General features: G+C 69.6%; 14 protein-coding genes. 11 read left to right on the top strand and 3 right to left on the bottom strand.

Features of this window, described 5'->3' with window-relative positions; all coding sequences use genetic code 11:
* The first annotated feature begins 260 nt into the window (after positions 1 to 260).
* The 11 genes from WS95_RS15750 (at position 261) to WS95_RS15700 (ending at position 11,565) form a co-directional block, all read left to right on the top strand.
* The gene (locus tag WS95_RS15750) at positions 261 to 1,160 is read left to right on the top strand and encodes an IclR family transcriptional regulator (RefSeq protein WP_059824552.1); all 900 of its coding nucleotides are present in this window, start codon (positions 261 to 263) and stop codon (positions 1,158 to 1,160) included.
* Positions 1,157 to 2,182: a 2-dehydro-3-deoxygalactonokinase gene (locus tag WS95_RS15745; protein ID WP_034206369.1), complete on the top strand. Its 1,026-nt coding sequence runs from the start codon at positions 1,157 to 1,159 to the stop codon at positions 2,180 to 2,182. Before WS95_RS15750 ends, WS95_RS15745 begins: the two co-directional genes overlap by 4 nt.
* A 29-nt stretch (positions 2,183 to 2,211) precedes the next feature.
* Complete coding sequence (locus WS95_RS15740; RefSeq protein WP_059500946.1) at positions 2,212 to 2,889, top strand: 2-dehydro-3-deoxy-6-phosphogalactonate aldolase; 678 nt, start codon at positions 2,212 to 2,214, stop codon at positions 2,887 to 2,889.
* Positions 2,889 to 3,668: an SDR family oxidoreductase gene (locus WS95_RS15735; protein WP_059824629.1), complete on the top strand. Its 780-nt coding sequence runs from the start codon at positions 2,889 to 2,891 to the stop codon at positions 3,666 to 3,668. The genes WS95_RS15740 and WS95_RS15735 overlap by 1 nt, the downstream gene beginning before the upstream one ends.
* Positions 3,669 to 3,779: 111 nt before the next feature.
* Positions 3,780 to 4,775: an arabinose ABC transporter substrate-binding protein gene (locus WS95_RS15730; RefSeq protein WP_059824550.1), complete on the top strand. Its 996-nt coding sequence runs from the start codon at positions 3,780 to 3,782 to the stop codon at positions 4,773 to 4,775.
* Between the two features lie 67 nt (positions 4,776 to 4,842).
* Positions 4,843 to 6,354 (top strand): L-arabinose ABC transporter ATP-binding protein AraG, encoded by a 1,512-nt coding sequence (gene araG / locus WS95_RS15725; RefSeq protein WP_059779137.1) that lies wholly within the window; start codon positions 4,843 to 4,845, stop codon positions 6,352 to 6,354.
* Between the two features lie 69 nt (positions 6,355 to 6,423).
* Complete coding sequence (gene araH, locus WS95_RS15720; protein WP_034206374.1) at positions 6,424 to 7,440, top strand: L-arabinose ABC transporter permease AraH; 1,017 nt, start codon at positions 6,424 to 6,426, stop codon at positions 7,438 to 7,440.
* 28 nt (positions 7,441 to 7,468) lie between these two features.
* Positions 7,469 to 8,275 (top strand): SDR family NAD(P)-dependent oxidoreductase, encoded by an 807-nt coding sequence (locus WS95_RS15715; RefSeq protein WP_034206375.1) that lies wholly within the window; start codon positions 7,469 to 7,471, stop codon positions 8,273 to 8,275.
* 49 nt (positions 8,276 to 8,324) lie between these two features.
* Positions 8,325 to 9,386 (top strand): aldose 1-epimerase, encoded by a 1,062-nt coding sequence (locus WS95_RS15710; RefSeq protein WP_059824548.1) that lies wholly within the window; start codon positions 8,325 to 8,327, stop codon positions 9,384 to 9,386.
* Positions 9,387 to 9,425: 39 nt separating this feature from the next.
* The gene (gene pyrF, locus WS95_RS15705) at positions 9,426 to 10,268 is read left to right on the top strand and encodes an orotidine-5'-phosphate decarboxylase (protein WP_034206377.1); all 843 of its coding nucleotides are present in this window, start codon (positions 9,426 to 9,428) and stop codon (positions 10,266 to 10,268) included.
* 238 nt (positions 10,269 to 10,506) lie between these two features.
* Positions 10,507 to 11,565: a hypothetical protein gene (locus WS95_RS15700; protein WP_059824547.1), complete on the top strand. Its 1,059-nt coding sequence runs from the start codon at positions 10,507 to 10,509 to the stop codon at positions 11,563 to 11,565.
* 25 nt (positions 11,566 to 11,590) lie between these two features.
* Here WS95_RS15700 and WS95_RS15695 read toward each other — a convergent pair whose 3' ends face one another.
* Genes WS95_RS15695 through thiL form a run of 3 tightly spaced genes read right to left on the bottom strand, consistent with a single transcriptional unit; the run spans position 11,591 to position 13,656 of the window.
* On the bottom strand, positions 11,591 to 12,091 hold the full coding sequence (locus tag WS95_RS15695) for a CinA family protein (RefSeq protein ID WP_034206379.1): 501 nt from the start codon (positions 12,089 to 12,091) through the stop codon (positions 11,591 to 11,593).
* Positions 12,092 to 12,122: 31 nt separating this feature from the next.
* Positions 12,123 to 12,668, bottom strand: a complete 546-nt coding sequence (locus WS95_RS15690) for a phosphatidylglycerophosphatase A family protein (RefSeq protein ID WP_034206380.1) — start codon at positions 12,666 to 12,668, stop codon at positions 12,123 to 12,125.
* Positions 12,658 to 13,656 (bottom strand): thiamine-phosphate kinase, encoded by a 999-nt coding sequence (gene thiL, locus WS95_RS15685; protein WP_059824545.1) that lies wholly within the window; start codon positions 13,654 to 13,656, stop codon positions 12,658 to 12,660. The genes WS95_RS15690 and thiL overlap by 11 nt, the downstream gene beginning before the upstream one ends.
* Between the last annotated feature and the right edge of the window lie 34 nt (positions 13,657 to 13,690).

The raw sequence follows: 13,690 nt of genomic DNA, 5'->3' as shown, positions 1-13,690 counted from the left end.
CGGCCGATTTCGTCGCCATTCTCATTATCTGGACAACGCATTCAAATATTGGAGACGAGTGCGTGCGCTCCTACAATCCGAAGCACATCGACAGCTTCGGACCCACGCATCGCGCGGCGCCCGTCGCACACGGAGACACCTTCCATGAAGTTCGCCGGGCGCTTTACTCGGTGCATCGACCGCCGCCACGCCGCAGCACCGGACGCAATTCCGGCGCCGCGCGTGCGGCTTCACCGATTCCGTTGAAGAAGCCCCGCCCCATGACCAAGATGCCAGATTCCCTTGCCCTCGACGCCCGGCGCGCGATGCCGGTCAATGCGTCGCTGACCGACAGCATCGGCCCGACCAGCACGCCGCTCGACCTCGCCGCGCAGCAGGCCGGCACGCAGACGCTGCTGCGCGGTCTCGCGATCCTCGAGGCGATCGCCAACGGCGCGCGCGACATGCGCGCGATCGGCGCCGCGCTCGGCACGACGCGCAGCACGACGCACCGGCTCGTCAGCAGCCTCGTGCAGGCGCGCTATCTGCGCCAGGTGCAGGGCGGCTACCTGCTCGGCCCGAAGCTGATCGAGCTCGGCACGATCGCGCTCGAGCAGATGCCGCTCACCGCGGTGGCGCGTCCGCATCTGGAAGCGCTCGCGGAAGCGACGCTCGACACGATCCATCTCGGCGTGCGCGACGGCGACGACGTCTTGTACATCGACAAGATTCCCGGCACGCGCGGCCTCGAAATGCGCTCGCGCGTCGGCCACCGGATGCCGCTCGCGTCGACCGGCATCGGCAAGGCGATGATGCTCGACCTCGATCCGGACCTGTGGCGCTCGCTGTTCGAGGCCGCGCGGCGCGCGCTGGCCGGCGTCAATTTCAAGCCCGACAACCGGCCCGAGACGAGCGCGTTCCTGCAGCGCATGGCCCATTACGCGGCCGGCGGCTATACGTTCGATCTCGAGGAAAACGAGGCTTCGATCCGCTGCGTGGCCGCGCCGATCCGCGATGCGTCGGGCGCGATCGTCGCGGCGGTGTCGGTCGCGAGCACGATTCCGTACATGCCGCACGACCGCATGGACGAACTGATTCCGCTCGTGCAGCGCGAAGCGCGAGCCATTTCCGCGGAACTGGGCTGGAGCCCGCCGCAGGGTACCCGCAGGATCAAACGATGACGACTTCGACCCGGCCCGTTCCGGATGCCAGTTCCGCCTCCCCGTCGCTGATCGCGCTCGACTGGGGCACCACGTCGCTGCGCGCGTATTTGTTCGACGCGCACGGCGTGCCGATCGACACGCGTAGCCGGGCGGCCGGCGTGATGCACGTGCCGGGCGGCGGCGCGCGTGCGTTCGACGCGGTGTTCGAGGAAGCGTGCGGCGACTGGCTCGACCGTGCGCCCGGCCTGCCGGTGCTCGCCGCCGGCATGGTCGGCAGCGCGCAGGGCTGGCGCGAGGCGCCGTACGTCGCGGTGCCGGCCGGCGCGGACGCGCTCGTCGCGGGCCTCATCACGGTGACGACGGCGCGCGGCGCGACGGTCTCGATCGTGCCGGGCGTGATCGCGACGGGCGAATTGCCCGACGTGATGCGCGGCGAAGAAACGCAGATCGTCGGCGCACTCGCGAGCGACCCGACGCTTGGCGCCGATCGTTCAGGGGTCCTGATCGGCTTGCCGGGCACGCATGCGAAATGGGCATGGGTGAAGGACGGGCTGATCGAGCGCTTCCAGACCTTCATGACCGGCGAGCTGTTCGCGGTGCTGCGCGATCACACGATCCTCGGCCGCACGATGCGAACGGGCGCGTCGCCCGACCGCGACGCGTTCGTGCGCGGCGTGTCGGTCGCACGCGGCGCGCAACACACGGGGCTGCTCGCGACGATTTTCAGCACGCGCACGCTGGGGCTGACCGACCGGCTCGCGCCCGATGCGCAGGGCGACTACCTGTCCGGCCTGCTGATCGGCCACGAGCTGAATGCGCTCGATGCGATGCTCGCGGAGCGCGGCATCGCGCTCGCGGATCAGCCGTTGCTGCTGATCGGCGACGACGGCTTGTGCTCGCGCTACGTCGATGCGCTCCAGGTATTCGGCCATGCGCATGCGCGTGTCGCCGCGCATGCGACCGAGCTCGGCCTGTGGCGGATCGCGTCGCGCGCCGGGCTCGTGCGCGCGGACGGCGAACCCGTCTGCGCCGATCACTGAACACCGAACTGCTTGCAGAGGAATCCTCGATGCCGTCCGACCTGACATTGCCCGCGCCGTACACGCCCCACGCCGCATTGATGCGCGCGTTCGACGCGTGTCCGCTGATCGCGATCATGCGCGGCATCACGCCCGCCGAAGCGGCCGATCACGGCCGCGCGCTCTACGACGCCGGCTTCCGGATCGTCGAGGTGCCGCTCAACTCGCCGGACCCGTTCGACAGCATCGCGGCGCTGCGGCGCGCGTTGCCGGACGACGCGATCGTCGGTGCGGGCACCGTGCTGCGCGCCGAGTACGTCGACCGCGTGCAGGACGCGGGCGGCGCGCTGATCGTGATGCCGCACAGCGACGCAGCCGTGATCCGCCGCGCACGCGAGCGCGGGCTGGCGAGCGCGCCGGGCGTCGCGACGCCGACCGAAGCGTTCGCGGCGCTGACGAACGGCGCCGACGTGCTGAAGATGTTCCCGGCCGAGCAACTCGGCGTGACGGTCGTGAAGGCATGGCGCGCGGTGATCGACCGCGCGGTGCCGCTGATTCCGGTCGGCGGGATCGCGCCGGACAACATGCGCCCGTTCCTCGACGCCGGCGCGAACGGCTTCGGGCTCGGTTCGGCGCTGTACCGCCCCGGCCAGTCGGCCGACACGACCGCGGCGAATGCGCGTGCGTTCCAGGCCGGCTTGCGCGTCGCGCGCGGCGGAGCCGCATGATGGGCCGCCTCGCGGGCAAGGTCGCGATGGTGACGGGCGCGGGCCGCGGCATCGGCGCCGCGATCGCGCGCGCGTTCGTGCGCGAAGGCGCGGCCGTCGCGCTCGTCGATCTCGACTTCCCGCAGGCGCAGCACACGGCCGCCGCGATTGCACGCGAATGCGACGGCGCGCGCGTGCTGCCGCTGCAGGCGGACGTCGCGCGGCAACAGGCGGTGCGCGATGCGCTCGCGCAGACCGAAGCGGCGTTCGGCCCGCTCGACGTGCTCGTGAACAACGCGGGCATCAACGTGTTCGCCGATCCGTTGACGATGACCGACGACGACTGGCGGCGCTGCTTCGCGGTCGATCTCGACGGCGTGTGGCATGGCTGCCGCGCGGCGCTGGAGGGCATGGTCGAGCGCGGGCGCGGCAGCATCGTGAACATCGCGTCGACGCATGCATTCAGGATCATCCCGGGCTGCTTTCCGTACCCGGTCGCGAAGCACGGCGTGCTGGGGCTCACGCGGGCGCTCGGCATCGAATACGCGGCGCGCAACGTGCGCGTGAACGCGATCGCGCCGGGCTACGTCGAGACGCAGCTGACGCGCGACTGGTGGGACGCGCAGCCCGATCCGGCCGCCGCGCGTGCCGAGACGCTCGCGCTGCAGCCGATGAAGCGGATCGGCCGCCCGGAGGAGGTCGCGATGACGGCCGTGTTTCTGGCGTCCGACGAGGCGCCGTTCATCAATGCCGCGTGCATCACCGTCGATGGCGGGCGCGCGGCGCTGTATCACGACTGACAAGATTGACGTAACGATTCGAAAGACCGCACGTGCGACGGCCGCGCGCACGCTGCGTCGAGACCAACAAGCGGCTGCATCCTGTTCGATGAAAACAAGGAGACACTGGAGATGAAACGCAGAACGTTCGTAACGCTGGCCGCCGCGGCCGCGGTGGTGATGGGCAGCCCGGTCGCGCACGCGGCCGACCCGGTCAAGATCGGCTTCCTGGTGAAGCAGCCGGAAGAGCCGTGGTTCCAGGACGAATGGAAATTCGCCGAGATCGCCGCGAAGCAGAAGGGCTTCACGCTCGTGAAGATCGGCGCGCCGTCCGGCGAGAAGGTGATGAGCGCGATCGACAACCTGTCCGCGCAGAAGGCGCAGGGCTTCATCATCTGCACGCCCGACGTGAAGCTCGGGCCGGGCATCGTCGCGAAGGCGAAGTCGCACAACCTGAAGATGATGACGGTCGACGACCGCCTCGTCGACGGCGCGGGCAAGCCGATCGAGGCGGTGCCGCACATGGGGATCTCCGCGTACAACATCGGCAAGCAGGTCGGCGACGGCATCGCGGCCGAGATCAAGAAGCGCGGCTGGGACATGAAGGACGTCGGCGCGATCGACATCACCTACGAGCAGTTGCCGACCGCGCACGACCGCACGAGCGGCGCGACCGACGCGCTGGTCGCCGCCGGCTTCCCGAAGGCGAACGTGATCGCGGCGCCGCAGGCGAAGACCGACACGGAAAACGCGTTCAACGCGGCGAACATCGCGCTCACGAAGAACCCGCAGTTCAAGCACTGGGTCGCCTATGGCCTGAACGACGAGGCCGTGCTCGGCGCGGCGCGCGCGGCCGAAGGGCGCGGCTTCAAGGCCGACAACATGATCGGCATCGGCATCGGCGGTTCCGATTCGGCGTTGAACGAGTTCAAGAAGCCGCAGCCGACGGGCTTCTACGGCACCGTGATCATCAGCCCGAAGCGCCACGGCGAGGAAACCTCGGACCTGATGTACGCATGGATCACGCAGGGCAAGGCGCCGCCGCCGCTGACGCTGACGACGGGCATGCTCGCGACGCGCGACAACGTGGCGAAGGTGCGCGAGGAGATGGGGCTCGCGTCGAAGTAAGCGGCCCGCCGGCTGCCGCGGCGACGCGGCGGCCGGCGGTCGATCGATCTGGAAGTGGGGAGACGACGTGTCAGCGGCACTGCGTTTTGACAATATCGGCAAGGTATTTCCCGGCGTGCGCGCACTCGACGGCATTTCGTTCGACGTGCATGCGGGCGAGGTGCATGGCCTGATGGGCGAGAACGGCGCGGGCAAGTCGACGCTGTTGAAGATTCTCGGCGGCGAATACCAGCCCGACGCGGGCAGCGTGCTGGTCGACGGCCAGCCCGTGCAGTTCGCGAGTGCGGCCGCGTCGATCGCGGCCGGCATCGCGGTGATTCACCAGGAATTGCAGTACGTGCCCGACCTGACGGTCGCGGAAAACCTGCTGCTCGGCCGCCTGCCGAACGCGTTCGGCTGGGTGAGAAAGCGCGAGGCGAAGCGTTACGTGCGCGAGCGGCTCGCCGAGATGGGCGTCGATCTCGATCCGGATGCGCGGCTCGGGCGGCTGTCGATCGCGCAGCGGCAGATGGTCGAGATCTGCAAGGCGCTGATGCGCAACGCGCGCGTGATCGCGCTCGACGAACCGACGAGCTCGCTGTCGCATCGCGAGACCGAAGTGCTGTTCAAACTCGTCGACGATCTGCGTGCGCAAGGCCGCGCGCTGATCTACATCTCGCACCGGATGGACGAGATCTACCGGCTGTGCGATGCGTGCACGATTTTTCGCGACGGGCGCAAGATCGCGTCGCACGAATCGCTGGCCGACGTGCCGCGCGAGCGGCTGGTTGCCGAGATGGTCGGGCGCGAGATTTCGGACATCTACCATTACGCGCCGCGCGCGCTCGGCGACGTGCGGTTTTCCGCCGAAGGCGTCGACGGCCCGGCATTGCGCGAACCCGCGAGCTTCTCGGTGCGCGCGGGCGAGATCGTCGGTTTCTTCGGGCTCGTCGGCGCGGGTCGCAGCGAGTTGATGCGGCTCGTGTACGGCGCGGACCGCCGGCGCGCGGGCGTGCTGACGCTCGACGGCGCGCGCATCGACGTGAAGCGCACCGGCGACGCGATTCGGCACGGCATCGTGCTGTGCCCCGAGGACCGCAAGGAAGAAGGGATCATCGCGATCGCGTCGGTCGCGGAGAACATCAACATCAGCTGCCGTCGCCATTCGCTGCGCGCGGGGCTCTTCATCAACGGCAAGACCGAAAGCGAGACGGCCGACCGCTTCATCCAGCGGCTGAAGATCAAGACGCCGAACCGGCGCCAGAAGATCCGCTTCCTGTCGGGCGGCAACCAGCAGAAGGCGATCCTGTCGCGCTGGCTCGCGGAGCCCGACCTGAAGGTCGTGATCCTCGACGAGCCGACGCGCGGGATCGACGTCGGCGCGAAGCACGAGATCTACGACGTGATCTACCGGCTCGCGGAGCGCGGCTGCGCGATCGTGATGGTGTCGTCGGAACTGCCGGAAGTGCTCGGCGTGTCCGACCGCGTCGTCGTGATGCGCGAAGGCCGCATCGCCGGCGAGCTGCCGCGCGCGCAGGCGAACGAGCACGCGGTGCTGAACCTCGCGCTGCCGCAGACGAGCGCGGTCCAGGCCGCCTGACGCGGCATACGACATTCGAATCGAACACGCGCGGCGCGGGTCGCGCGATGCAGGAGCAGGAGACACACCATGCAAGTCAACGAAAATCTTGCCAGCGCCGCCGCGAAGCCGTCGGCCGACGCGCTGGTGCCACAGCAGAGCGACCGCCAGAAGTGGTGGCAGCATCTGACCGAATACAGCCTGATCGCGATCTTCGCGGTGATGTTCATCACGATGTCGCTGACCGTCGATCACTTCTTCTCGATCGACAACATGCTCGGCCTCGCGCTGTCGATCTCGCAGATCGGCATGGTCGCGTGCACGATGATGTTCTGTCTCGCGTCGCGCGACTTCGACCTGTCGATCGGCTCGACCGTCGCGTTCTCCGGCGTGCTGTGCGCGATGGTGCTGAACGCGACCGACAACACGTTCGTCGCGATCGTCGCGGCGGTCGCCGCCGGCGCGGCGATCGGCTTCGTGAACGGCGCGGTGATCGCGTACCTGCGCATCAACGCGCTGATCACGACGCTCGCGACGATGGAGATCGTGCGCGGGCTCGGCTTCATCGTGTCGAAGGGGCAGGCGGTCGGCGTGTCGTCGGACACGTTCATCGCGCTCGGCGGGATGTCGATGTTCGGCGTGTCGCTGCCGATCTGGGTCACGCTGCTGTGCTTCGTCGGCTTCGGCGTGCTGCTGAACCAGACCGTCTACGGCCGCAACACGCTCGCGATCGGCGGCAATCCGGAAGCGTCGCGGCTCGCGGGGATCAACGTCGAACGCACGCGCGTGTACATCTTCCTGATCCAGGGCGCGGTGACGGCGCTCGCGGGCGTGATTCTCGCGTCGCGCATCACGTCGGGTCAGCCGAACGCCGCGCAGGGTTTCGAGCTGAACGTGATCTCCGCGTGCGTGCTCGGCGGCGTGTCGCTGATGGGCGGTCGCGCGACGATCTCGGGCGTCGTGATCGGCGTGCTGATCATGGGTACCGTCGAGAACGTGATGAACCTGCTGAACATCGACGCGTTCTACCAGTACCTCGTGCGCGGCGCGATCCTGCTCGCGGCCGTGCTGCTCGACCAGCTCAAGAACCGCGGCGTACGCGACTGACCGACCTGTTCCCACGGAGACGATCCGCATGACCATCGACACTTCCGCGCCCGATCCGCACGCCGCGAGCGACGCGCGCTTCGCGCGCTACCCGAGCCTCGAGGATCGCGCCGTGCTGATCACGGGCGGCGCGACCGGCATCGGCGCGTCGTTCGTCGAGCACTTCGCCGAACAGGGCGCGCGCGTCGCGTTCGTCGATCTCGACGCGGCGGCCGGCGCCGCGCTCGCCGAGCGCCTCGCGCATGCGCGACATGCGCCGCTGTTCCTGTCGTGCGACCTGACCGACATCGACGCGCTGCGCCGGGCGATCGACGCGATCCGCGCGCGCATCGGCGCGATCGCGGTGCTCGTGAACAACGCGGCGAACGACGTGCGCCATGCGATCGGCGACGTGACGCCCGCGTCGTTCGACGCGGGCATCGCGGTAAACCTGCGTCACCAGTTCTTCGCCGCGCAGGCGGTGATCGACGACATGAAGCGGCAGGGCGGCGGCGCGATCATCAATCTCGGCTCGATCAGCTGGATGCTGAAGAACGGCGGCTATCCCGTCTACGTGATGGCGAAGGCGGCCGTGCAGGGCCTGACGCGCGGCCTCGCGCGCGATCTCGGCCCGTTCGGCATCCGCGTGAATTCGCTGGTGCCCGGCTGGGTGCTGACCGACAAGCAGCGCCGGCTGTGGCTCGACGACGCGGGCCGCGCGGCGATCAAGGCCGGCCAGTGCATCGACGCCGAACTGTTGCCGGCCGATCTCGCACGGATGGCGCTGTTTCTCGCGGCCGACGACAGCCGGATGATCACCGCGCAGGACGTGATCGTCGACGGCGGCTGGGCCTGATCGTTCGCACGACCTGCATCGTTTCTTCGACGAAGGAAAGGAGCTCACCATGACCGCCACGTCCTCGCGCGCATCGTCGTCCACCAGCCAGTCGCGCCGCGCGCGCCTGGCCGCCGCCGCCCAGCCGGTCAGCCCCGGCCCGCAGACGGCCGCGTTCGCGCAGGGCGTCGGCGCCGCGCATGCGGCGGCCGTCACGCTGTCGAACGCGTCGCTGCGGCTCGACGTGCTGCCGCACCTCGGCGGCGGCATCGCGCGCTTCGACTGGCGCGGCGACAACGGCGTGCTGACGCCGGTGTTCCGCCGGTGCGAGCACCCGGAGACGGCGACCGACCCGAACGAGCTCGCGTGCTATCCGCTGCTGCCGTACTCGAACCGGATCGGCGACGGGCGCTTCGAATGCGACGGGCGCAAGGTCGCGGTGCCGCGCAACCGCCGCGACGAGCCGCTGCCGATCCACGGCGACGGCTGGCTCGCGCCGTGGCAGGTGGACGATGCGACCGACACGTCGCTGCAACTGTCGCTCGACCGTGCCGCCGGCGCGCCGTATGCGTTCCGCGCGATCCAGTCGTTCGAACTCGACGACGCGACGCTGTCGATCGCGCTGACGATCGAGAACGCGGGGCGCGCGCGGCTGCCGTTCGGGCTCGGCGTGCATCCGTTCCTCGTGCGCGATGCGGTGACCGAGCTGGCTGCGGCGGCGGGCGGCCTGTGGCTGTCGGGCGCCGATTTCCTGCCGGTGCGGCACGTCAGCGTGCCGCCGGCCTGGCAGTTCGGCGTCGCGTATCCGCTGCCGGCCACGCTCGTCAATCACGCGTTTACCGGCTGGGGCGGCCACGCGACGGTGAGCTGGCCGCGCCGCCGGCTGTCGCTGACCGTCTCGGCCGACGCCGATGCGTACGTGCTCTATACGCCGCCGGGCGAGGATTTCTTCTGCTTCGAGCCGGTCGATCATCCGATCAATGCGGTGAACCTGCCGGGCGGCGCGGCCGCGCACGGGATGACGCTGCTCGCGCCCGGCGAGCGGCTCACGCGGCGCTTCGCGTTCACCGTCGAGCGCGCCGATGCGCGCGGCAACGCCGCGGCACGCGAGGGCCGCCCGCGACGCGGGTAAAATACGCGGTCTACCAACGGTTTGCCGCGAGTACCCGCCATGTCTTCCCCGCTTACTTTCATCGAATCGCTGCGCGCCGCATGGCAGCGCACGAATTCGCTGCTGTGCGTCGGCCTCGATCCCGAGCCGTCGCGTTTTCCCGTGCAGTTCGACGGCCAGCCCGACGCGATCTTCGAGTTCTGCCGGCAGATCGTCGACGCGACCGCGCAGTACGCGAGCGCGTTCAAGCCGCAGATCGCGTACTTCGCCGCGCATCGCGCGGAAGACCAGCTCGAGCGCCTGATCGCGCACATCCATCTCCAGCATCCGGGCCTGCCCGTGATCCTCGACGCGAAGCGCGGCGACATCGGCAGCACCGCCGAGCAGTACGCGCGCGAAGCGTTCGAGCGCTATCGCGCGGACGCCGTCACGGTGAACCCGTACATGGGCTACGACTCGGTCGAGCCGTACTTCGAGCACGAAGGCAAGGGCGTGATCGTGCTGTGCCGCACGTCGAACCCGGGCGGCTCGGACCTGCAGTTCCTCGACACGAACGGGGCCGGCCAGCCGGCCCGGCCGCTGTACCAGGTCGTCGCCGACCTCGCGGCGAACAAGTGGAATGCGAAGAGCGGCCAGCTCGGCCTCGTGGTCGGCGCGACGTTCCCGAACGAAATCGAGATCGTGCGCGGGATCGTCGGCGACATGCCGCTGCTGATCCCCGGCATCGGCGCGCAGGGCGGCGACGTGCAGGCGACCGTCAACGCGGGGCGCACGGCCGACGGCACCGGGATGATGATCAACTCGTCGCGCGCGATCCTGTATGCGAGCAAGGGCGAGGATTTCGCCGAAGCCGCGGCGCTCGCCGCGCAGAAGACGCGCGACGCGATCAACGCGCATCGCTGACCGCGTCGCGCGACGCCGTATCGCACCACACCGCCCGGCCGGCCCGCCGGGCGGTTCGCCGGCCCCGCACCCGCGGGCCCGCACCGCACCTCCCGCTCCTCCTCCGCGTTCCCCGATCGTCCCTGGCGCACACCGACAACTTCCCGTCGCTTCCGCACTGCATGTCGCTAATTTATTCGCGCGATGCTGCCTGTTGTCATCGATCCGTCACGAAAACGTCAAGAAAAGGAGCGACGCCATGCCCAAGCTGTCCCGCCGTCTTCTGAGCGCGTTCGCCGCGTCGCTGTGCATGACGTTCGCCCATGCGGCGGATCTGTCGCACTGGCCGGCCGACAGCGCGAAGGCGCTGAACGCGATGATCGCCGCGCACGCGAACCGTGGCGACTACGCGGTGTTCGACGCCGACAACACGACCTACCGCTACGACCTCGAGGAATCGCTGCTGCCGTATCTCGAGAACCGCGGCGTGCTGACCCGCGATTCGCTCGACCCGTCGCTGAAGCTGATCCCGTTCAAGGATGCCGCCGACTACAAGGAATCGCTGACGAGCTACTACTACCGGCTGTGCGAGATCGACGACCTGGTCTGCTATCCGTGGATCGCGCAGGCGTTCGCCGGGCAGTTGCTCGCCGACCTGAAGCGCCACGTCGACGCGATGCTCGCCGACGGCAAGCCGATCCCGATCCGCTACTGGCACGGCGACAAGGTCGTCGACGGCACGGTGAACCCGCCGCGCTTCTTTCGCGGGATGCAGGAGCTGTACAACGCGCTGCGCGAGAACGGCATCGACGTCTACGTGATGACGGCCGCGCACGAGGAGCTCGCGCGGCTCGTGCTGTCCGATCCGAAGTACGGCTACAACGTGAAGCCGCAGAACGTGATCGGCGTGACGACGCTGCTGCGCGATCCGGCGACCGGCGCGCTGACGACGTCGCGGCTGCAGATCAAGGCCGGCAAGTACGACGAGGCCGCGAACCGCCACCTCGTGATCACGCCGTTCCTGATGAACCCGATGACGTGGTACGAAGGCAAGCTCGGTTCGATCGTCGGCTGGATCGACCAGTGGAAGAAGCCGGTGCTCGTCGCGGGCGACACGCCGACGTCCGACGGTTACATGCTGCTGAACGCGACCGACGTCGCGCGCGGCGGCGTGCGCGTGTGGGTGAACAAGAAAGACAAGCAGATGGCGCAGATCCGCGCGTGGTCGGACGAATCGGCCGCGAAGCAGAAGTCGCTCGGCCTGCCGGTGACGGCGGACAAGAACTGGATCGTCGTGAAGCCCGACGCGATTCAATAAGCGCGCGGCACGCCGCCCCGCCCGGTCAGCGTTCGCGTTCGTCGAGCAGCTTCAGCAGCCCGCGCAGCGCATGCGCGGCCGCCTGCGTGCGGATCTGTTCGCGGTCGCCCTTGAACACGAGCGTTTCGACGTCGGTATGCAGCCGGTTGCTCCAGCCGAACGACACGGTGCCGACCGGCTTCTTCTCGCTGCCGCCGGCCGGACCCGCGATGCCGGTGACGGACAGCGCGACCTGCGCGCGGCTGTTGCGCAGCGCGCCTTCGGCCATCGCACGCGCGACGGGCTCGCTGACGGCGCCGTGCTTGTCGATCAGGTCGGCCGGCACGCCGATCATCTCGATCTTGGCCTGGTTCGAGTACGTGACGAAGCCGCGCTCGAACCACTGGCTGCTGCCGGAGATGTCGGTGATCGCGGTGGCGATCATGCCGCCGGTGCAGGATTCGGCGGTGGCGAGCGTGAGGTGCTCGTCACGCAGCTTGTTGCCTGCGCGGATCGCAAGCTGGTGAACGACGGAATCGGTTGGCATGCGCGTCGGGAAACGGGAGTCGGGAAATCGGTCAGCCGGCGACGGAGCGCCACAGGGCGATCACGAGCAGCGTCATGAACGCGGCCACCAGGTCGTCGACCATGATGCCGAGCCCGCCTTGCAGGCGGCGCTCGACGTAGCGGATCGGCGGCGGCTTGAGCATGTCGAAGAAGCGGAACGCGACGAACGCCCACAGCTGGCCGACGAAGGTCGCGGGCGTGACGAACAGCATCACGAGCCAGATCGCGACGATCTCGTCCCAGACGACGGCGCCCGGATCGGCGATCCCGGCCTTCTTCGCGGTGAAACCGGTGACCCACGTGCCCGCCACGAAGCCGACGGCGATCAGCGCCCACCATTCGGGCACCGTCAGGTAGCGGTTGAGCACGACGAACGTGAGCCAGCCGAACAGCGAGCCGAACGTGCCGGGCATGATCGGCGCGAGCCCGCTGCCGAAGCCGAGCGACACGAGATGCGCCGGGTGCGACAGCATGAAGCGGGCCGTCACGCGTGTCGGCGCGGGCTGCGCGGCGCCGGGCTCGGCCGCGGCGCGCGTGGGCGTCGGATCAGTCTGCATGGAAGTGGTCGAAGCCGTGCAACGTGAGAGCGAGGGGCGCGCCGGCGGCGTCGCGCCACGCGATGGCGGGTTGCGCCGACGGCGCGGACAACGCGCGTATTGTACCGATTCGCGTGACCGGCACGCCGGCCGCGGCGCCCGCCGCCGCGACCGCCGCGCGGGCCGCGACCGGCGCCGTGAAGCACAGTTCGTAGTCGTCGCCGCCGGCCAGCGTGCAGCGGCGCTGCACGTCGGTCGGCAGCGTGGCGAGCGCGGTCGAGCGCGGCACCGCGTCGGCGTCGATCTCGGCGCGCACGTTCGAGCGCGTCAGGATGTGCTGGAGATCGCCGGCGAGGCCGTCCGACAGGTCGAGCGCCGCGTGCGCGACGCCCGCGAGCGCGCGGCCGAGCGCGATGCGCGGTTCGGGCCGCTCGAGCGCGCGCCGGAACGCGGCGGCTTCATCGGCGCCGGCCGCCCATTCGCCGCGGGCGACGCCGAGGCCCGCGCGCGCATCGCCGAGCGTGCCGGACACCCACACGTCGTCGCCGTCGCGCGCGGCATCGCGCCGCAGCGCCGCGTCGGGCGCGACTTCGCCGAACACGGTCACGCACAGGTTCAGCGGCCCGCTCGTCGTGTCGCCGCCGATCAGCTCGCAGCCGTATCGCTCGGCCAGCGCGAAGAGGCCGTCGCTGAACGCCTCGAGCCACGCCGCGTCGGCCCGCGGCAGCGCGCACGCGAGCGTGAATGCGCGCGGCTCGGCGCCCATCGCCGCGAGGTCCGACAGGTTGACCGCGAGCGTCTTGTGGCCGAGCGCGTCGGGCGCGACATCGGGGAAGAAGTGGCGGCCTTCCACCAGCATGTCCGTCGAAATGGCCAGCAATTTCCCGGATCGGGGCGCAATCAGTGCGCAATCGTCGCCGATGCCGAGCGTCGACGCACGGGCGCCCCGTGCGGCGCGGCGCGTGAAGAAGCGTTCGATCAGCGAAAACTCGGAAAGGGCGGCTGGCACGGCGGGTGGTCCGAAACGGTTGAAGGAACGGCAT

This window comes from Burkholderia sp. MSMB1826, assembly GCF_001526325.1.
In the GTDB taxonomy this organism is placed as follows: domain Bacteria; phylum Pseudomonadota; class Gammaproteobacteria; order Burkholderiales; family Burkholderiaceae; genus Burkholderia.
The sequence above is the reverse complement of the archived record's forward strand: the minus strand, read 5'-3'. Positions and strand labels throughout refer to the sequence as shown.